The organism is Vannielia litorea (assembly GCF_018424695.1).
Lineage (GTDB): Bacteria > Pseudomonadota > Alphaproteobacteria > Rhodobacterales > Rhodobacteraceae > Vannielia > Vannielia litorea_A.
Genome location: NZ_QTNQ01000031.1, coordinates 24,165 through 42,168 on the forward strand (window position 1 = coordinate 24,165; position 18,004 = coordinate 42,168).

16 protein-coding genes and 1 tRNA gene are annotated in these 18,004 nt (G+C 65.1%); 12 read left to right on the plus strand and 5 right to left on the minus strand.

Translation table 11 applies throughout. The features are described from left to right. Positions 1-66 precede the first annotated feature (66 nt). On the plus strand, positions 67-1,530 hold the full coding sequence (gene pdxR / locus DYI42_RS12220; protein WP_213546220.1) for a MocR-like pyridoxine biosynthesis transcription factor PdxR: 1,464 nt from the start codon (positions 67-69) through the stop codon (positions 1,528-1,530). Here pdxR and DYI42_RS24590 read toward each other — a convergent pair. Further along, the gene (locus DYI42_RS24590) at positions 1,511-3,124 is read right to left on the minus strand and encodes a GMC family oxidoreductase (protein ID WP_213546221.1); all 1,614 of its coding nucleotides are present in this window, start codon (positions 3,122-3,124) and stop codon (positions 1,511-1,513) included. The genes pdxR and DYI42_RS24590 overlap by 20 nt on opposite strands. Positions 3,125-3,257: 133 nt before the next feature. Beyond that, on the minus strand, positions 3,258-4,577 hold the full coding sequence (locus tag DYI42_RS12230; RefSeq protein WP_213546222.1) for an aspartate aminotransferase family protein: 1,320 nt from the start codon (positions 4,575-4,577) through the stop codon (positions 3,258-3,260). Between the two features lie 122 nt (positions 4,578-4,699). On the opposite strand from DYI42_RS12230, the gene DYI42_RS12235 reads away from it, so the two are divergent. The 4 genes from DYI42_RS12235 (at position 4,700) to DYI42_RS12250 (ending at position 9,722) form a co-directional block, all read left to right on the plus strand. Further along, the gene (locus tag DYI42_RS12235; RefSeq protein ID WP_213546223.1) at positions 4,700-5,563 is read left to right on the plus strand and encodes a MurR/RpiR family transcriptional regulator; all 864 of its coding nucleotides are present in this window, start codon (positions 4,700-4,702) and stop codon (positions 5,561-5,563) included. Positions 5,564-5,615: 52 nt separating this feature from the next. After that, positions 5,616-6,581, plus strand: a complete 966-nt coding sequence (locus DYI42_RS12240) for a TAXI family TRAP transporter solute-binding subunit (protein ID WP_213546224.1) — start codon at positions 5,616-5,618, stop codon at positions 6,579-6,581. 100 nt (positions 6,582-6,681) lie between these two features. After that, positions 6,682-9,294, plus strand: a complete 2,613-nt coding sequence (locus tag DYI42_RS12245; RefSeq protein WP_213546225.1) for a TRAP transporter permease — start codon at positions 6,682-6,684, stop codon at positions 9,292-9,294. Beyond that, positions 9,291-9,722: a universal stress protein gene (locus tag DYI42_RS12250; protein ID WP_213546226.1), complete on the plus strand. Its 432-nt coding sequence runs from the start codon at positions 9,291-9,293 to the stop codon at positions 9,720-9,722. The genes DYI42_RS12245 and DYI42_RS12250 overlap by 4 nt, the downstream gene beginning before the upstream one ends. Positions 9,723-9,756: 34 nt before the next feature. Here the strand turns inward: DYI42_RS12250 and DYI42_RS12255 are convergent. Beyond that, positions 9,757-9,832: transfer RNA gene (locus tag DYI42_RS12255), tRNA-Lys, on the minus strand. Between the two features lie 136 nt (positions 9,833-9,968). Between DYI42_RS12255 and dapF the strand changes: the two genes are divergently transcribed. From dapF to DYI42_RS12275, 4 genes are all read left to right on the plus strand, one after another. After that, a complete protein-coding gene (gene dapF, locus DYI42_RS12260) occupies positions 9,969-10,751 on the plus strand; it encodes a diaminopimelate epimerase (RefSeq protein ID WP_244867869.1) in 783 nt (260 codons plus the stop codon). After that, the gene (gene mtaB, locus DYI42_RS12265) at positions 10,748-12,001 is read left to right on the plus strand and encodes a tRNA (N(6)-L-threonylcarbamoyladenosine(37)-C(2))-methylthiotransferase MtaB (protein WP_213546228.1); all 1,254 of its coding nucleotides are present in this window, start codon (positions 10,748-10,750) and stop codon (positions 11,999-12,001) included. The genes dapF and mtaB overlap by 4 nt, the downstream gene beginning before the upstream one ends. A gap of 72 nt (positions 12,002-12,073) precedes the next feature. After that, on the plus strand, positions 12,074-12,724 hold the full coding sequence (locus tag DYI42_RS12270) for an FMN-binding negative transcriptional regulator (protein ID WP_244867870.1): 651 nt from the start codon (positions 12,074-12,076) through the stop codon (positions 12,722-12,724). A 72-nt stretch (positions 12,725-12,796) separates the two neighbouring features. After that, a complete protein-coding gene (locus tag DYI42_RS12275; RefSeq protein ID WP_213546229.1) occupies positions 12,797-13,411 on the plus strand; it encodes a glutathione S-transferase in 615 nt (204 codons plus the stop codon). 51 nt (positions 13,412-13,462) lie between these two features. On the opposite strand, the gene DYI42_RS12280 is transcribed toward DYI42_RS12275, so the two are convergent. After that, a complete protein-coding gene (locus DYI42_RS12280; RefSeq protein ID WP_213546230.1) occupies positions 13,463-14,143 on the minus strand; it encodes an outer membrane protein in 681 nt (226 codons plus the stop codon). A 285-nt stretch (positions 14,144-14,428) separates the two neighbouring features. Here DYI42_RS12280 and petA point away from each other — a divergent pair, with 285 nt between their 5' ends. Genes petA through DYI42_RS12295 form a run of 3 tightly spaced genes read left to right on the plus strand, consistent with a single transcriptional unit; the run spans position 14,429 to position 17,181 of the window. Next, positions 14,429-14,989: a ubiquinol-cytochrome c reductase iron-sulfur subunit gene (gene petA / locus DYI42_RS12285; protein WP_213546231.1), complete on the plus strand. Its 561-nt coding sequence runs from the start codon at positions 14,429-14,431 to the stop codon at positions 14,987-14,989. A gap of 14 nt (positions 14,990-15,003) precedes the next feature. Continuing rightward, positions 15,004-16,332, plus strand: a complete 1,329-nt coding sequence (gene petB / locus DYI42_RS12290) for a cytochrome b (RefSeq protein WP_213546232.1) — start codon at positions 15,004-15,006, stop codon at positions 16,330-16,332. Positions 16,333-16,350: 18 nt separating this feature from the next. Beyond that, positions 16,351-17,181 carry a cytochrome c1 gene (locus DYI42_RS12295; RefSeq protein WP_213546233.1) on the plus strand — a complete coding sequence of 277 codons (831 nt, stop codon included), beginning with the start codon at positions 16,351-16,353 and terminating at the stop codon, positions 17,179-17,181. Positions 17,182-17,306: 125 nt separating this feature from the next. On the opposite strand, the gene thiQ is transcribed toward DYI42_RS12295, so the two are convergent. Beyond that, on the minus strand, positions 17,307-17,999 hold the full coding sequence (thiQ, locus tag DYI42_RS12300; RefSeq protein WP_213546237.1) for a thiamine ABC transporter ATP-binding protein: 693 nt from the start codon (positions 17,997-17,999) through the stop codon (positions 17,307-17,309). Positions 18,000-18,004 lie beyond the last annotated feature (5 nt).

Genomic DNA, 18,004 nt, shown 5'->3' on the forward strand with positions numbered 1-18,004 from the left:
AACTTGCCAAACGGTCTGCCGATAAGGTCCACTCCGCAAAGGCTGGCAGACCAATCGGAGGGTGGGGTGACCAAATACGCAGGCGGAGCGCTGATTCCGGGCCTTTCGGTGGATCGGTCAGATGCCGCGAGCCTGTCGATGCAGCTCACCACCCGCCTGCGTGACCTGATCCTGTCGGGCGCGTTGCCGCCCGGCACACGCTTGCCCGCAACCCGCGTGCTGGCGCGGGATCACGGCGTCAGCCGCACCACCGCCGTGACCGTCTATGAGCAGCTTGCCTCCGAGGGAATGGTATCGAGCCATGTCGGAGCAGGCACCTATGTGTCGGAGGAGGTGCGCCCGCATGCGCCCGCTGCTCCCGCGCCCGAGGGGGTATCACACGTCACCAAAGACCTGACGGAGCGCTACTTTCCCCGGCTTGATCACCCGCGCACCCCGCGCCCTTTCGTCACCGGGATGCCCGCGTTCGATGCCTTCCCGATGGCGCAATGGGCGCGGATGCAGGCGAAATACTGGCGCGGCTCTCGTGCCGGGCTGATGAGTTATCCCGAGGCTGCCGGGCTGCCGGCCCTACGAGAGGCCATTTGCCAGCACTTGCGCGCCAACCGGGGCCTCAGTTGCGCACCGGGGGAGGTTTTCGTCTTTGCCGGGGCGCAGGATGCCTTTGTGCAGATCGCCCAGATCCTGCTGGAGCCGGGCGATGCCGTCTGGATCGAGAACCCCGGTGCCATCGGCGCGCGCAACGCCTTCTTGTCACGCGGGGCACGGCTGGTGCCCGTGCCGGTGGACGGGCAGGGGATCGACATTGCCGCCGGGCGCGCCGCCGAGCCGAAGTTTCGCGCCGCCTTTACCACCCCGGCCCATCAGCATCCGCTGGGCGTGCCGATGTCACGCGACCGGCGCTTCGAGCTGCTGGAAGAGGCCGAAATGGCGGGGGCCTGGGTGATCGAGGATGACTACGTGGGCGAGTTTCACTATGGCCGCGCCCCGCTGCCTCCGTTGAAGGCGCTGGATGCCGGGGGGCGGGTGATTTACGTCGGCACCTTCTCCAAGGCGCTGTTTCCGGCGATCCGGTTGGGCTATGCGGTGGTGCCGCCGGGGCTGTCAGAGGTGTTCACTCGCACGCTTGAAGCGGCGGCGCATGGGGTGTCGCATTCGGTGCAGGCGGTGGCGGCGGCCTTCATCGAGGAGGGGCGGTTTTCGGCCCATATCCGCCGGATGAGAGACCTCTACCGGGACCGGCGCGATGCCCTGCTGGAGGCAGCGCAGAGCCACCTCGGTGGGCTTCTCAACGTGCAGCCGACGGAGACCGGCTTTCATACGGTTGGATACTTCCCGCAGCCGCGCGACGAGGTGGCGGTGGCAGAGGCGGCGCGTGCCGAGGGGCTGGCCACCGCCCCTTTGTCCCGCTTTGCGCTGGCGCCGATTGCGCAGCAGGGGCTGACGCTGGGCTTTTCGGCGGTGCCCCGGATCGAGCTGCAACGCGGGGTGGAGCGGCTGGCAAACGCGCTCAGAGCCGCGCCGCGATGAGATCTGCCGCCTTTTCGCCGATCATCAGTGCCGGGGCGTTTAGGTTACCCGAGGTGATGGAGGGGATCACCGAGGCATCGGCGACCGTCAGGCCTTCGATCCCGCGCAGGCGCAGGTCGGGGGTGACAACGGCGCTGTCGTCGACCCCCATCGCGCAGGTGCCACATGGGTGGAAGACCGAGCCTGTCGTGGCCCGGATGTAATCTTCCAACGCTTCGCGCTCAGCCGCCGCCGGGCCGGGCTTCAACTCCGCCCGAGTCACGCTGGCCAGCGGCGATTGCCCCGCGATGGCGCGCATGATCGGCACCGAGGCCAGCAGTTCCTCCATGTCTTCGGGCGCGCTCAGGTAGTTGGGGCGGATGGCTGGCGGTTCTTCGGGGTTGCGCGAGCGAATGCAGAGCTCACCCCGGCTCTTGGGGTGGCAGTTGGAAACGCCAATCATGAACCCGGCAAAGGCATCGGGCTTCATCAGCCGCCGCTTGCCCGGCACAGCCTTGGTGTAGCTGAGCGGCGAGAAGTAAAGCTGGAGGTTGGGCCTGCTGCGGCCCGCGTCGCTGCGCACGAATCCGCCCGCCTGGTTGACCGAGAGCGAGAGCGGCCCACCGCGTGTGATCACATAACGCATCCCGGCCCCCACGCGTCCGGCCCAGCGCCCGAGAATGGCGTTCAACGTCGGCACAGTGGCCTCGTAGACCAGATCAAAACCGATATGATCCTGAAGGTTGCGCCCCACCTCGGGCGCGGCGTGAACTGTCTCTATTCCATGCGATTCCAGCATATCCGGATTGCCCACGCCGGACAGTTGCAGAATTTGGGGCGAGCCTATGGCCCCGGCTGAAAGCACCACCTGGCGGGCCGTCACCTGATGAAGGGAATCGCCCCGGCGAAACTCGACGCCAACGCAGCGCCGCCCCTCGAAGAGCAGCCGTGTCACGTGAGCACCCGTCTCAAGCCGGAGCGAGCGCCGACGCAGAGCGGGCCGCAGGTAGGCCGCCGCGGCTGAACTGCGAAACCCGCCGCGTGTGGTGATCTGGTAGAAGCCCACACCTTCCTGCGTTGCGCCATTGAAATCAGGGTTTACCGCGTGGCCGGCGGCCTTGCTCGCGGCGATGAAGGCATGCGCCAAGGGATGCGCCTCGGCGGCAATTGAGGTCACGCCCACGGGCCCCCCGGTTGCCCTCCAAGCGTTCGCCCCGGTGAGGTTGTCTTCCAGCCGCTTGAAGTAGGGCAGCACGTCGGCATAGCCCCAACCGGTGCAACCCGCTTCGGCCCATCGGTTGTAGTCTTCCGCCTGACCCCGGATGAAGACCATCGCGTTGATCGAGCTGGACCCGCCGATCACCTTCCCGCGCGGCCAATAGGCACTGCGCCCGCCCAATCCGGCTTCCGGTTCGGTATAATACCGCCAGTTCAGGCGCGGGTGGTAGAAGGCCCCGCCATAGCCGATGGGCATGCGCACCCATGGGCTAAGGTCACGCCCACCTGCTTCAAGCACGCAGACGTGCAGGCCCGGGCGCTCGGCGAGGCGGCTGGCCACGACACAGCCAGACGAGCCCGCGCCCACCACCACCACGTCGCATTCAATCGTGTCCACACGCCGCTCCCTGCACTTGCAGCCTCACAGCCTAGAGCGCGATCGGTCTGGCGTCACGGGGCCATTCCGCACTGTCGAGAAGTCCATTCTGGCACGAAGGCACCGATTTGTGTGCATCGCCCCCACATGGCGCTCAAAGCGCCGCGGTCACTGCCTCCGAGAGTTTTTCGACCAACTCGCCGATCTGCTCTTCTGTGAGGATGAAGGGCGGAGCGAGCAGCACGTGGTCGCCGCGCTGGCCGTCGATGGTGGCGCCCATCGGGTAACACATCAGCCCGGCCTCGAAGGCCGCAGCCTTGATCTTCTTGTGCACCGCGCGGGCGGGGTCGAATGGGGCTTTTGTCTCGCGGTCCGCCACCAGTTCCATCCCGATAAAGAGGCCCCGGCCCCGGATGTCGCCCACATGCGGATGCTGGCCGAACTCTGCGTTCAGCGCGGCCATCAATTGCGCGCCCAAGTCGCCCACGCGGGCCAACATGCCACCTTCGGTCAACCGGGTCAGCACCGCATCGGCAGCGGCGCAGGCCGTGGGGTGCGCCATGTAGGTGTGCCCGTGCTGGAAGAAGCCCGAGCCGCCCGCAATGGCATCGTAGATCGTTCCCGAGCAGAGCGTGGCCCCGATTGGCTGGTAGCCCGCCCCAAGGCCCTTGGCGATGGTCACGATATCAGGCGCAATTCCGTCCTGCTCGCAGGCAAAGAGCGTGCCCGTCCGGCCCATGCCACACATCACCTCGTCAAGGATCAAGAGCACGCCGTGGCGGTCACAAATCTCTCTGATCCGGCGAAAGTAGCCCTCAACAGCAGGCACAGCCCCCATCGTCGCCCCCACCACGGGTTCGGCGATGAAGGCAATCACGGTCTCAGGCCCGGCCGCCAGCAGCGCGGCCTCCAGTTCGTCGGCCACGCGCAGCCCGTAGGCCTCCACGCTCTCGCCCGCCTCGCGGCCCCGGTACTCGTAGCAGGGCGCGATATGGGTGCCCTCCACCATGATTGGCGCGAAAGGCGCGCGCCGCCAGGCATTGCCGCCGGTGGCCAGCGCCCCCAACGTGTTGCCATGGTAGCTCTGACGCCTCGCAATGAACTTCGTCCGTCCCGTCTCCCCCTTTTCCACGAAGAACTGCCGCGCCATCTTCAGCGCGGCTTCCACGGCCTCCGAGCCGCCCGAAGTGAAGTAGACATACTCGATGCCCTCGGGGGCATGGGTCACCAACCTGTCGGCCAACCGCTCGGCTGCCGCCGAAGAGAAGAACCCCGAATGCGCATAGGCCAGCGCGTCCACCTGTTCGTGGATCGCGGCCTTCACCGCGCTGTCAGAATGCCCGAGGCAAGATACCGCCGCACCCCCGCAGGCATCAAGAAAGCGGCGCCCATCTGCCGCGTAGATGTAAGCCCCATCCCCCGACGCAGCGACGGGCGGAACATATGCAGTGTGGCGGTGAAAAACGTGGGTCATCTCGGGGATTCCGTGGTGGAGTGGTGCATCTTGCGATGAGTGATACGCTTGTTTCAGTATTTGACAAAGCATGAAACAATTGAAACGGTAGCAGGGCCCAAAGAAAATTCCGGAGCCTGCCGATGAGCACCCCCTTCGACACACGTCTCGCGGCCAAATACGCCACCCTCAGCCCGCGCCTGCGCCAGGCGGGTGACTACGTTGCGGCCAATCCCGTCGATACAGCCACGCGCGGTCTGCGCGCTATTGCCGCCGAGGCGCGGCTGGCCCCGGCCACCTTCACCCGCATGGCGCACGCGCTTGACTACGCCAGTTTCGAGGAGTTGCGCGAGGCGATGCGCGGGCAGATCGCAAGCAAGGTGCGCCGCTTCGCCGTCCGGGCCGACGACATCCAGCACGAAACGCCCGAGGCTGCGCCTGGCCTGCTGGCGCGGTATCGCAATGCCTGTGTCGGCAATATCGACAGCCTCTGCACCGGGCTGGACCCTGATTTGCTTGAGAAAACCGCCGCCCGCCTCGCCTCTGCCCGGCGGGTCGTTCTGATCGGGGCACTCGGCTCGCTCGGCCCGGCGACCTACGGTGCCTACATGGGCCGATTTCTCGGGCCGGGCTGGGAGCTGGCCGGGCAGGGTGGCGCCTCTCTCGGGGCCACGCTCACCGGGCTCGGGCCGCAGGATGCAATGCTTGCCATCACCAAGCCGCCCTCGGCCCGCACCACGATTCGGGCCATGGAGGCGGCCCGCCACGCCGGGGCCTTCACCGTGCTGCTCACAGACAGCCACATCTGCCCTGCCCTCGCCCATGCCGAAAGCCACTTCATCACACCCGACGAAACGCCAAATTTCTTTTCTTCCTACGTCGCCACCCTGTTTCTGCTTGAAACACTCATCGCCATGGTCGCGCGCCGCAGCGGACCTGACGTTACGGAAAGGATTTCACGGATCGAAGCGCAGAACCGGCTGCTCGAAGAGGTGGTGGACTCGTAGCCAATCACGGTCCAACTTATGGATATAAAAATTGTCAAACAGGGAGAATGACATGACCAAGAGCCTCAAGCTCGGTTTCGCCGGTCTCGCAGCCGCCGCCCTCATGGCGCCCGCCGCGATGGCCGAAGAGTTCATCACCATCGGCACCGGCGGTGTCACCGGCGTCTATTACCCCACCGGGGGCGCCATCTGCCGCCTCGTGAACAAGGGTCGTCGCGATCACGGCATCCGGTGCTCGGTCGAGTCCACTGGCGGCTCGGTGTATAACGTCGAAACCATCAAGGCCGGCGAGCTCGAATTCGGCGTGGCCCAGTCCGACATCCAGTACAACGCCTCCAATGGCGTGGTGCAGTTTGACGGCGAGCCCTTCGAGGGCCTCCGCGCCGTCTTCTCGGTGCACCCTGAGCCCTTCACCGTGGTGGCCCGCGCCGATGCCGGCATCTCCACCTTCGAAGATCTCAAGGGCAAGCGCGTGAACATCGGCAACCCCGGCTCCGGCCAGCGGGCGACGATGGAAGTGCTCATGGAGAAGATGGGCTGGACCTCGGATGATTTCGCGCTCGCCTCCGAGCTGAAAGCCGCCGAACAGTCCGCCGCGCTCTGCGACAACCAGATCGACGCGATGGTCTACACCGTCGGCCACCCCTCCGGCTCGATCCAGGAGGCCACCACGGCCTGCGACTCGGTGCTGGTGGAAGTTTCGGGCGATGCGGTGAACGCGCTGGTCGAAGAGTTCCCCTTCTACTCGGTCGCCACCATCCCCGGCGGCATGTATCGCGGCAATGACGAGGACACCACGACCTTCGGCGTCCGCGCCACGCTGGTGACCTCCGACGCGGTGTCTGACGAGGCCGTCATGGCGCTGACTGCTGCCGTCTTCGACAACTTCGAAGACTTCAAAGGTCTGCATCCGGCTTTCGCCAACCTGACCCCTGAAGAGATGGCAACCCAGTCGCTCTCCGCGCCGCTGCATCCGGGCGCCGAGGCCTACTACAAAGAAAAAGGCATGATGGAGTAACACTCCACGCCTGACACAAAGACCCGGGGGGCGGTGCGCCCGCCCTCCGGACCCTAGAAGATAAAGCGAACAAGGCCGACAAGGCCGCACGGGGGTGGACATGGCCGACAAGGAAAAACGCGCGCTCAGCGAAGAAGAGCTTCAGGAACTGGTTGCTGCCTCCGACAGCGGGGCACGGGTCGTTCCCGGCACGCTCGGAATGCTCATCGCCGGGGTGGCGCTTGTCTGGTCGATCTTCCAGGTGCTGCTCGCCTCGCCCGTCGGCCTCACGCTGCTGCCGGGTGATCTTATCAACAATGCCCGCCAGATCCACCTCGCCTTTGCAATCTTCCTCTCCGCCATGGCCTATCCGCTCTGGAAGTCAGCCCCGAAGAATGCGGTGCCCTGGTATGACTGGATATTGGGCGTCGGGGGGGCGGCACTCGCGCTCTATGGCTACTTCTTCTACGAAAAGATCGTCGGCAACGGCGGGCTCGCGGATGATACCGACTCCTATTTCGCCCTCGCCGGCCTGATCTTCCTCTTCATCGCCGCCTACCGCACCCTCGGCCCGGTGATGGTGGTGCTCGCAATCGTCTTCCTCGCCTATGTCTTCTTCGGCTCCTCCGAGGTTGTGCCTGACCAGATCCGCTGGGCCGGCGCCTCGCTGCGCAAGGCCATGTCGCACATGTGGATCACGACCGAGGGCGTCTTCGGCATCGCGCTCAACGTCTCCACCCAGTTCGTCTTCCTCTTCGTGCTCTTCGGCGCGCTGCTGGATAAGGCGGGCGCGGGCAACTACTTCATCAAGATGGCCTTTGGTGCCCTCGGCCACCTGCGCGGCGGGCCTGCCAAGGCCGCCGTGGTGGGCTCCGCCGCCACCGGCCTCATCTCGGGCTCCTCCATCGCCAACGTGGTCACCACCGGCACCTTCACCATCCCGCTGATGAAGCGAGTAGGTTTCTCTTCGGAGAAAGCCGGATCGGTCGAAGTGGCCAGCTCGGTCAACGGCCAGATCATGCCGCCGGTGATGGGCGCCGCGGCCTTCCTTATGGTCGAATACGTGGGCATCTCCTACGTCGAGGTTATCACCCACGCCTTCCTGCCCGCGATCATCAGCTACATCGCGCTGGTCTATATCGTTCACCTCGAAGCGGTGAAGAACAAGATGCCCACCATCGGCAACAAGGTGGTGAACCTCTTCAACACGATCCTGGGCATGTTCGGCTTCTTTGCCGGCTTCGCGCTGCTCTGCTACGCCACGCAATACCCGGTCGCGCTGATCACCTCGATGTTCCCCTCCGGCACCTCCGGCTGGGTGCTGGCCGCCCTGCTCGGCCTTGTCTACATCGGGCTGATCTACCTTGCCGCCCAGGTGCCCGACCTTGAGGCCGACGACCCCAATGCCGAGGTCGTTGAGCTGCCCGAGATCCCCAAGATCTACAAGGCGGGCCTTTATTACCTGCTGCCCATCATCGTGCTCGTCTACTTCCTGATGATCCAACGCAGCTCACCCGGCCTTTCGGCCTTCTGGGCAACTTTCCTGCTCTTCTTCATCCTGCTCACGCAGAGGCCGCTCAAGGCGCTGTTCCGCGGCGAGAGCAACCTGGGCCCGCAGTTCAAAGCCGGTGTCTCCGACTGGACATGGGGCATGATCGACGGCGCCCGAAACATGATCGGCATCGGCCTTGCCACGGCGACGGCGGGCATCATCGTCGGCACGGTCTCACTCACCGGCATCGGTCAGGTGATGGCTGACTTCGTGGAGTTCCTCTCCGGCGGCAACCTGATCCTGATGCTGATCTTCGTGGCGATCCTGTCGCTGATTCTCGGCATGGGCCTGCCGACCACAGCCAACTACATCGTCGTCAGCTCCCTGATGGTCGCCGTCGTGGTGGAACTGGGCGCGCAGTCCGGCCTCGTGGTGCCGCTGATCGCGGTACACCTCTTCGTCTTCTACTTCGGGATCATGGCGGATGTGACACCCCCTGTGGGCCTCGCCAGCTTTGCAGCGGCGGCGGTTTCGGGCGGAGATGCAATCAAAACCGGCTTCACCGCCTTTTTCTACAGCCTGCGCACCGTGGCGCTGCCCTTCGTCTTCATCTTCAACACCGATCTGCTGCTGATCGATGTGACATGGGTGCAGGGCATCATCGTCTTCATTGTCGCCACCATCGGGATATTGGTGTTCACCGCCGCCACGATGGGCTTCTTCCTGACAAAGTCGCGGATCTACGAGACTGTCGCACTGCTGGTGGTGGCCTTCGCGCTCTTCCGCCCCGGCTTCTTCATGGACTACATCCAGCCACCATTCGAGGATATCGAGCCGGCTGCCTTCGAGCAGGCCGTGGGCAATGCCACGCCGGGTGACACACTCCGCGTGGTCGTCTCCGGCCCCGATTTCGACACCTTCGAGATGAAGGACGTCACGCTCGTGGTCGAAGTCCCAGAAGGCGAAGATGCCGCCAGCCGGATCGAGGCCATGGGCTTCATGGTCCTGCCCGAAGAGGGCCGGGTGTATCTTGATGAGCCGGCCTTCGGCGCACCGATTGCCGATGATCTTTCAAGCTTCGATTTCTACGGCGACGACCGGGTCGAAATCACCGCGGTCCGCGCCCCGGTGCACGGGCTGCCGAAAGAGCTGATCTTCATCCCCGCGCTGCTGCTTCTGGCGCTGGTCGCCTTCCTGCAACATCGCCGCAAAGAGCCCGAACTCGAAGGAGCACCGGCATGATCAACACAGTTCTCTGCGCCATCGACGTGAGCCGCCCGGAGGCCGAGGCAAAGGTGCTGAGCCGCGCCAACAAGCTGGCCGAGGCCGAGGGCGCCCAACTCGACGTCATTACCGTGATCCCCGACTACGGCATGTCCGTCGTGGGCGGCTACTTCGAAGAGGATCACACCGCGAAGGCCACCGCGAAGGCTCGGGAGCTGCTGATCACCTTCGTCGGGCAGACGCTCGGCGAGGAAGTGAACCAGAAGACTCGGCACGTGATCGGGGTGGGCAATGCCTACCACGAAATCCTCAAGACGGCAGAGGCAAGCAGCGCCGACCTGATTGTGCTCGGGTCCCACACACCGGACTTCAAGGATTACCTGCTCGGCCCCAACGCCGCACGCGTCGTCCGACACTCGACCTGCTCGGTCTACGTAGTGCGCTGATCCGGGGGTTTCCCGGCGCAATCTCTGGTGCAAGTGGTGAGCCGTGCAGGATTCGAACCTGCGACCCACTGATTAAAAGTCAGTTGCTCTACCAACTGAGCTAACGGCCCACTTGAGGCCCGCTCTCTAGGGAATCCCCAAAGGGGGGTCAAGCGGGAATCTTCGCGCCCGGACTAGAAAGGTGATGCGCCGGGATGTATATGCCCGCCAATGCGCGACCAGACCCCTCCCCCTGGCCTGCCCTTCATGAAAATGCACGGGCTTGGCAATGACTTCGTGGTGCTCGATCACCGCGCGGGCGGCCTGTCTGTGACCCCGAAGCTCGCCACCATGATCGCCGACCGCCACCGGGGCGTCGGCTTTGACCAGCTTGCTGTGATCGAGCTGACGGACCGGGCAGATGCGAGGGTTACGTTCTACAACGCCGATGGCTCCCTCTCTGGCGCCTGCGGCAACGCCACCCGCTGCATCGCCCGCCACCTGATGAACGAGACCGGCGCCGACAGACTGACGCTGCTCACAGAGCGCGGCCTTCTGCCCTGCGTCGATTCGGGCAAGGGCCTAACCTCCGTCAACATGGGCGCGCCGCTCACCAGCTGGCGCGAGATCCCACTGGCCCGCGAAACCGACACGCTGCACCTGCCGCTTGAGGGCGATCCGGTGGGCACATCCATGGGCAACCCGCATTGCACCTTCTTCGTGGACAACGCCGAAACTGTAGACGTTGCCACGCGCGGCCCCGAGGTTGAGCACGACCCGCTCTTCCCCGAGCGCACCAACGTGCAGTTCGCGCAGCTCATCGGCCCAGACCACCTTCGGATGCGCGTCTGGGAGCGTGGCACCGGAATCACCCTCGCCTCCGGCTCCTCCTCCTGCGCCGTGGCCGCCGCCGCCCACCGGCGCGGCCTGACCGGGCGCAAGGTGACCATCGAGCTTGACGGCGGCACCATCCATATCGACTGGCGCGACGATGGCGTCTGGATGACGGGGCCCACCGCCCATGTCTTTTCTGGGGTCCTGCACCTATGAGCGCCCCGATCTTCTCCACCCACGGCTGCCGCCTCAACGCCTATGAGACGGAAGCGATGCGCGAGTTGGCAGAGAGCGCGGGCCTGCATGGTGCGGTGATCGTCAACACCTGCTCCGTCACCTCCGAGGCGGTTCGCAAGGCCCGGCAGGACATTCGCAAGCTGCGCCGCGAAAACCCCGAGGCCCGCCTCGTCGTCACCGGCTGCGCCGCGCAGACCGCGCCCGAGAGCTTTGCCGAGATGCCCGAGGTCGATCATGTGATCGGCAACACCGAGAAGATGCAGCCCGAAACATGGGCCAGCCTCGCGCCCAACTTCATCGGCGAGACCGAGCGGGTGCAGGTGAATGACATCATGTCGGTCACCGAAACAGCGGGCCACCTGATCGACGGGTTCGGCCGCCACCGCGCCTACGTGCAGGTTCAAAACGGCTGCGACCACCGCTGCACCTTCTGCATCATCCCTTTCGGGCGGGGCAACTCGCGCTCCGTGCCCGCGGGCGTAGTGGTCGAGCAGATCAAGCGGCTGGTGGGCAAGGGCTTCAACGAGGTGGTGTTGACGGGGGTGGACCTCACCAGTTGGGGCGCTGACCTTCCCGCGCAGCCCAAGCTGGGCGATCTCGTCATGCGCATCCTCAAGCTGGTGCCTGATCTGCCGCGCCTGCGGATCAGCTCGATCGATTCCATTGAGGTGGACGAAAACCTGATGCAGGCCATCGCCACCGAACCGCGCCTCATGCCCCACCTGCACCTCTCGCTCCAGCACGGCGCCGACCTGATCCTGAAGCGGATGAAGCGCCGGCACCTGCGCGACGATGCGATCCGCTTCACCGAAGAGGCCCGCAAGCTGCGCCCCGAGATGACCTTCGGCGCCGACATCATCGCCGGCTTCCCGACCGAGACAGAAGCCCATTTCGAAGACAGCCTGAAGCTCGTCGAGGACTGCCACCTCACATGGCTCCACGTCTTCCCCTATTCCCCCCGCCCCGGCACCCCGGCGGCGAAGATGCCCGCCGTTCCCGGACCCGAGATCAAGGCCCGCGCCGCCCGCCTGCGCGCGGCAGGGGAGGCCGCCGTGGCGCGCCATCTCGCGGCGCAGCAAGGTCGCAGCCATACGGTGCTCACCGAATCCCCCCGCATGGGCCGCACCGAGCAGTTTGCCGAGGTGCAGTTTGCCTCCGACCAGCCCGAGGGCGCCCTCGTGACGGCCAGGATCACCGGCACCGACAAGGCCCGCCTCACCGCCGCCTGATCTCCTCACCGTTGTCCTCGGGCTTGACCCGAGGACCTCCACCCGCAAGAGATCCTCGGGTCAAGCCCGAGGATGACCGCTGCAATGCACCCCAACCCGATCTACCGCGATGCCCCCACGGCCCAGAGCCTCGCTTTTGCCTCCGAACGAGGCTTCGGGACGCTGACCGCCAATGGCGAGGTACTTCCGCTCACCGCCCATGTTCCTTTCCTGCTCAACATCGAGACCGGCACCGCCGCTCTGCACTTGATGCGTTCCAACCCGCTGGCCCGGGCCTGCGCCGCGCCCCTGCCCGCCCGTCTCTCGGTGATGGGCCCCGACAGTTACATTTCCCCGGACTGGTACGAAATGGAGCACCAGGTGCCGACGTGGAACTACGTCGCCGTCCAGCTCGATGGCCAGCTCGAGCCGCTGCCTGACGATGCGTTGCACGGCGTGCTCGACGCACTTTCCGACCATTTCGAGCAGCGCCTTCTGCCCAAGGAGCCCTGGACAGCCAGCAAGATGCCCGCAGACAGGCTGGCGCGCCTGATGCGCATGATCCAGCCCTTCCGCTTTACCGTCGAAAAGGTCGAGAGCACCTGGAAACTTGCACAGAACAAGCCTGTCGCGGCCCGAGAGGCCGCGGCGCGGCAGGTCAAGGCTTACGGCATTGGGCAGGAGGCGGCACTTCTCGCGGCAATGATGCTGGGCGCGCAGGAGGATGCCGGTTCGGCGGGCTGACCACGGTTAACTTGCCAGAGCGGCATTCTTCGGCCAACGTGAATTGTCCGTTACCTCAACCGGTTGCCTGCCATGCCCTATATTCTTCACCACAGCCCTGCCTCGCCCTTCGTCAGGATGGTCATGGTGGTGGCCCACGAGTCCGGGCTGGCGGACGAGATCGAATGTGTAGATGCCATAGGCACGCCGCTGGCCCCCGGCACCATGCCGGTCGCCCAAAACCCCCTCGGCAAGATCCCGACGCTCGAGCGTGCCGATGGCCCTGCCATGTTCGACAGCCGGGTGATCTGCCGCTTTCTGGATTCGCAAGGCACCGGGCGGCTCTATCCCGACAGCCGCATCTGGGAAGTGCTCACGCTGGAGGCGCTGGCCCACGGGCTCACGGAAGCCGTGCTGCTGATGACCTACGAAGCCCGGCTGCGTCCCGAGGACAAACAGATGCCCGAGATCGTCGATGCGCAATGGTCCAAGGCACACCGCGCTGCCACCGCCGCCAACGCGCGCTGGATGAGCCACCTTTCAGGCCCGCTCGATGCCGCCCAGATCGCACTGGCCTGCGGGCTGGGCTACGCCGACTTCCGCCACCCTCAGCGGGACTGGCGAACGGGCAATGAAGCGCTGGCCGAATGGTACGCACGCTTCAGCGAACGCCCCTCGATGCAGGCCACCAAACCGCCCGAAGGCTGAACGCCACGGCGCAGCTCAAGCGCAGGGTGGGCGACCTGCCCATCACCCCGATCAGAAATTGTAGCTCAAACCGATGTTGATCGCATTGGTCACGATGTTCGATTCCCACTCGCCGCCACCTTCGAGGTCGCCCTTGTTGGCGGAATAGGTGCCCTGGTATTCGCCAAACACCGACCAGGTGTCATTGATCGCGTAGGAGGCACCGGCCATCCAGCGCGCGGCAGGGCCGGTGAACTGGTACTCGAACGTCTTCTCACCGCCGGTCGGGGTAATGTCGACGTGGGGCACCGCAACCCCGAGGCCTGCGCCGACGTAAGGCGTAAGCCGGCCGCTCGCCCACTTGCCAGGCCAGCGGTAGAGCACGTTGGCGGTGATGATGTTCAGGCCGTCCGTCAGCTCCAGCCGGTCAAACCCGTTGTCCGCCAAGGTCGCATCAGAGGCATAAACCTTGGTGTGGGTGAATTCGGCGCCAAAACCCAGATTCGCACTGCGCCACCAGGTTGCCCGGATGCCGTAATAGGGCGGCATCTCGAAGGGTCGACCTTCCCACTCAGACAGGAACGAAAAATCGGAGCCGCCGTAGTTGCCCTCCACCCGGCTGTGCGGCGCGGTCTGGTAACCGGTGTAAAAGCTCAGCTCCACCTCCGCCGCAGCTGGCCTTGCGGCGGGCAGAAGGGTGGTCATGGCCACGGTGAGCGTTGCAGCGAGGCGGGACAGGGCGGGAATACGCATGGACGGCTTTGCTCCGAGGGGTCGTAGGGTGTCTACCTGCCACCTAGCACGGGCCGGGCCGATTTACAGCCGCAGCGGTGACGCAGGGCGCGATGTGATGCTTTGCTGCCCTTTTTCCGGCCTTCGGGCGGTTTTTGCGTCACTTGGCCGCAACTGTGCGGGAATGTCCGCTGGACTGGCGCGATGCAGGCAGCTAATAACCGCGCGAAATGGCAGGGCTTCACGCCTCTGTCATGCCGCGTCATGGCCCGCGTTGCGCCGGGCCGGTGAGAAGGAGAACAACCCGTGTCGGACACTCACGAGCCCGAAGGTACACGCCGGGATTTCATCTATTATGCAACCGCCGGGGCCGGCGCTGTCGCCACCGGCGGGGCAGCATGGGGCCTGGTCAACCAGATGAACCCCTCCGCCGACGTTCGGGCGCTCAGCTCGATTCGCGTCGATGTGAGCGGCGTCGAGGTCGGCACACAGCTCACCGTGAAATGGCTCGGCAAGCCGGTGTTCATTCGTCGCCGGACCCCGGAAGAGATTGAAGAGGCCCGCGCCGTCGAGGTGAGCCAGCTGGTCGACCCGGTCGACCGTAATGAAAACAAGCCCGGCCTGCCTGCAACCGACGAGAACCGCTCGCTCGATGAATCCGGTGAGTGGCTGGTGATGATGGGCGTCTGCACCCACCTCGGCTGCGTGCCGCTCGGTGACGGTGCCGGTGAGTTCGGCGGGTGGTTCTGCCCCTGCCACGGCTCGCACTACGATACGTCGGGCCGTATCCGCAAAGGCCCGGCGCCCGAGAACCTTCCGGTCCCTGTCGCCGAGTTCGTCGACGAAACCACCATTCAGCTCGGCTAAGGGAGAAAACGCGCATGTCCGGTATCCCGCACGACCACTACGAGCCCAAGACGGGCATCGAGAAATGGCTCCACTCGCGCCTGCCCATCGTCGGGCTCGCCTATGACACCCTGATGATCCCCACCCCCAAGAACCTGAATTGGTGGTGGATCTGGGGCATCGTGCTCACCTTCTGCCTGGTGCTTATGATCGCCACCGGCGTCGTTCTGGTGATGCACTACACGCCCCACGTCGACTATGCTTTTGCCTCCATCGAGCACATCATGCGCAATGTGAACGGCGGCTACTTCATCCGCTACACCCATATGAACGGCGCTTCGCTGTTCTTCTTCGCGGTGTACATCCACATCTTCCGCGGCCTGTTCTACGGCTCCTACAAGGCGCCCCGCGAGGTGACGTGGATCGTCGGCATGCTGATCTACCTCTGCATGATGGGCACCGCCTTCATGGGCTACGTGCTGCCCTGGGGCCAGATGTCGTTCTGGGGGGCCACTGTGATCACCGGCCTCTTCGGCGCGATCCCCTTCGTCGGCGAGAGCATCCAGACCTGGCTGCTCGGCGGCCCGGCGGTGGACAACGCCACGCTCAACCGCTTCTTCTCGCTGCACTACCTGCTGCCGATGGTCATTGCGGCGCTGGTGGCGGTGCATATCTGGGCCTTCCACACGACCGGCAACAACAACCCCACGGGTGTCGATGTCCGCAAGGCAACAAAGGAAGAAGCCGAGAAAGACACGCTGCCCTTCTGGCCTTACTTCGTGATCAAGGATCTCTTCGCCCTTGCGGTGATCCTCGCGGTGTTCTTCGCAGTGGTGGCCTTCATGCCCAACTACCTCGGCCACCCCGACAACTACATCGAGGCCAACGCGCTCTCAACTCCCGCGCACATCGTGCCCGAATGGTACTTCCTGCCCTTCTACGCGATCCTGCGGGCCTTCACCGGCGATGTCTGGGTGGTGATGTTTGCCAACTGGATCAGCTTTGGCATCATCGACGCCAAGTTCTTCGGCGTGCTGGCGATGTTCGGCGCAATCGCGGTGATGGCGCTGGCGCCCTGGCTCGATACGTCCTCGGTCCGCTCCGGCCGCTACCGCCCGATGTTCAAGTGGTGGTTCCTGCTGCTGGTGATCGACTTCGTGGTGTTGATGTGGCTCGGCGCCATGCCGGCGGAAGAGCCCTACTCCAGCTTCTCGCTGGTCGCTTCGGCCTACTGGTTCGCCTACTTCCTGGTGATCCTGCCGCTGCTGGGCGTGATCGAAAAGCCGTTGCCGCGTCCGGCCACGATCGAAGAAGACTTCAACGCCCATTACGGCAAGGCCAAATCGGCCGCGCCGGCTGAATAAGAGGACGGAGAGAGAGACATGATCCGCAAACTCGCACTCACCGCTCTGCTTGCTCTGGCCATGCCGGCTTCCTCCGCCCTCGCGGCGGGGGGCGAGGGCCACATCGAAGACTATGCCTTCTCCTTCGAAGGCCCCTTCGGCAAATATGATCAGAACCAGCTGCAACGCGGCCTGAAGATCTACACCGAGGTCTGCTCGGGCTGTCACGGCCTCAAGTACGTCTCCTTCCGGTCGATGGCCGAAGAGGGCGGGCTGGGCTACTCCGAAGACCAGGTGCGCGCCTACGCCTCGCAGATCGTCATCCTCGACGAAGACGCCAACCGCGACTTCTACGATGCCGAAACCGGCGAGTTCCGCACACCCACCCCGGCTGACAATTTCCCGGCCGTCACCACCGCCGGCGCACCCGACCTCAGCCTGATGGCCAAGGCCCGCGCAGGCTTCCACGGCCCCTATGGCACCGGCATCAACCAGTTCTTCAAGGGCATGGGCGGCGCCGAGTACATCGCCTCCCTGCTCACCGGCTACACCGGCGAGGAAAAGGAAGAGTATGGCTCCGTTTTCTACGAGAACACCGCCTTCCCCGGCGGCTGGATCTCGATGGCCCCGCCGCTCGTCGGTGAGGACGTGGAGTTCGACGACGGCCACGACAACTCGCTGCACGATGAAGCGATGGACGTCGCCGCCTTCCTGATGTGGGCTGCCGAGCCGAAAATGATGCAGCGCAAGGAAACCGGCTTCCTGATCGTCGGCTTTCTCATATTCCTGTCGGTCCTGCTCTATCTGACCAACAAGCGCCTCTGGGCGCCGCACAAGGCGAAAGCCAAGGCGCTGAACGCCAAGGCCTGAGCCGCAACCGCAGAATGACGAAAGGCGCGGACCGCACGGTCCGCGCCTTTTTCGTTGCGACGCCTGCTCATCCGCCCTTCGAGGCGTCTTCGCAAGGGCGATGAGTGCCCGGAGGCCACGAAGAGCTACCCCAGGTAGGCCCTGAGTCCGTCCGGCGGATCATCCAGCAAAGGCCCGGTGGCCAGAGGTGCCGAGGCCCGGCCTTCGGCCACCACCACCGTCTGCCCTGCGAAGGCGCGCGCGTCATCCGGATCATGCGTCACCATAAGCACCGTCGCGCCGCTTTCTGCGGCGATCTCGCCCACCAGCTCCAGCATCTCCCGCTTGAGCGCAGGCCCAAGCGCAGCAAATGGCTCATCGAGCAGCAGCACCGGCCTTTGCCGCAGCAACACCCGTGCAAGCGCCACACGGCTCCTCTGGCCGCCGCTCAGCTCGCGAGGCAGGCGTGCGCCCATGCCGCCCAGCCCGACCCGCTCCAGCGCCTCCTCCACGCGCTCCCGATCAGCTGCCAAGAGCCGCAGATCGGGCCGCAGACCCAGCCCAACATTGCGCTCCACGCTGAGGTGCCCGAACAGGTTTTCTTCCTGGAAAAGCACCGACACGGGCCGCGCGCCCGGTTCCAGCGCAGAAATGTCTCTTCCGTCCCAGGCCACCCGCCCGCGCGCAGGCTCAACGAAGCCCGCGATGCCCATCAGCAAAGTCGATTTCCCGGCGCCCGACGGTCCGATCACCGCCACCCTCGCGCCGGGCTCCACCGCCCAATCGGCCTCAAGGGCAAAGGAACCCTGCTCAAGACGCAGCCCCTCAAGCGCCAGCATTGGCC

Excerpts from the sequence above, each read along its gene's own strand:
- DYI42_RS12230 (WP_213546222.1), bottom strand. The coding sequence starts at position 4,577 with ATGACCCACGTTTTTCACCGCCACACTGCATATGTTCCGCCCGTCGCT.
- DYI42_RS12235 (WP_213546223.1), top strand. The coding sequence starts at position 4,700 with ATGAGCACCCCCTTCGACACACGTCTCGCGGCCAAATACGCCACCCTC.
- DYI42_RS12240 (WP_213546224.1), top strand. The coding sequence starts at position 5,616 with ATGACCAAGAGCCTCAAGCTCGGTTTCGCCGGTCTCGCAGCCGCCGCC.
- DYI42_RS12245 (WP_213546225.1), top strand. The coding sequence starts at position 6,682 with ATGGCCGACAAGGAAAAACGCGCGCTCAGCGAAGAAGAGCTTCAGGAA.
- DYI42_RS12250 (WP_213546226.1), top strand. The coding sequence starts at position 9,291 with ATGATCAACACAGTTCTCTGCGCCATCGACGTGAGCCGCCCGGAGGCC.
- dapF (WP_244867869.1), top strand. The coding sequence starts at position 9,969 with ATGAAAATGCACGGGCTTGGCAATGACTTCGTGGTGCTCGATCACCGC.
- mtaB (WP_213546228.1), top strand. The coding sequence starts at position 10,748 with ATGAGCGCCCCGATCTTCTCCACCCACGGCTGCCGCCTCAACGCCTAT.
- DYI42_RS12270 (WP_244867870.1), top strand. The coding sequence starts at position 12,074 with ATGACCGCTGCAATGCACCCCAACCCGATCTACCGCGATGCCCCCACG.
- DYI42_RS12275 (WP_213546229.1), top strand. The coding sequence starts at position 12,797 with ATGCCCTATATTCTTCACCACAGCCCTGCCTCGCCCTTCGTCAGGATG.
- DYI42_RS12280 (WP_213546230.1), bottom strand. The coding sequence starts at position 14,143 with ATGCGTATTCCCGCCCTGTCCCGCCTCGCTGCAACGCTCACCGTGGCC.
- petB (WP_213546232.1), top strand. The coding sequence starts at position 15,004 with ATGTCCGGTATCCCGCACGACCACTACGAGCCCAAGACGGGCATCGAG.
- DYI42_RS12295 (WP_213546233.1), top strand. The coding sequence starts at position 16,351 with ATGATCCGCAAACTCGCACTCACCGCTCTGCTTGCTCTGGCCATGCCG.
- thiQ (WP_213546237.1), bottom strand. The coding sequence starts at position 17,999 with ATGCTGGCGCTTGAGGGGCTGCGTCTTGAGCAGGGTTCCTTTGCCCTT.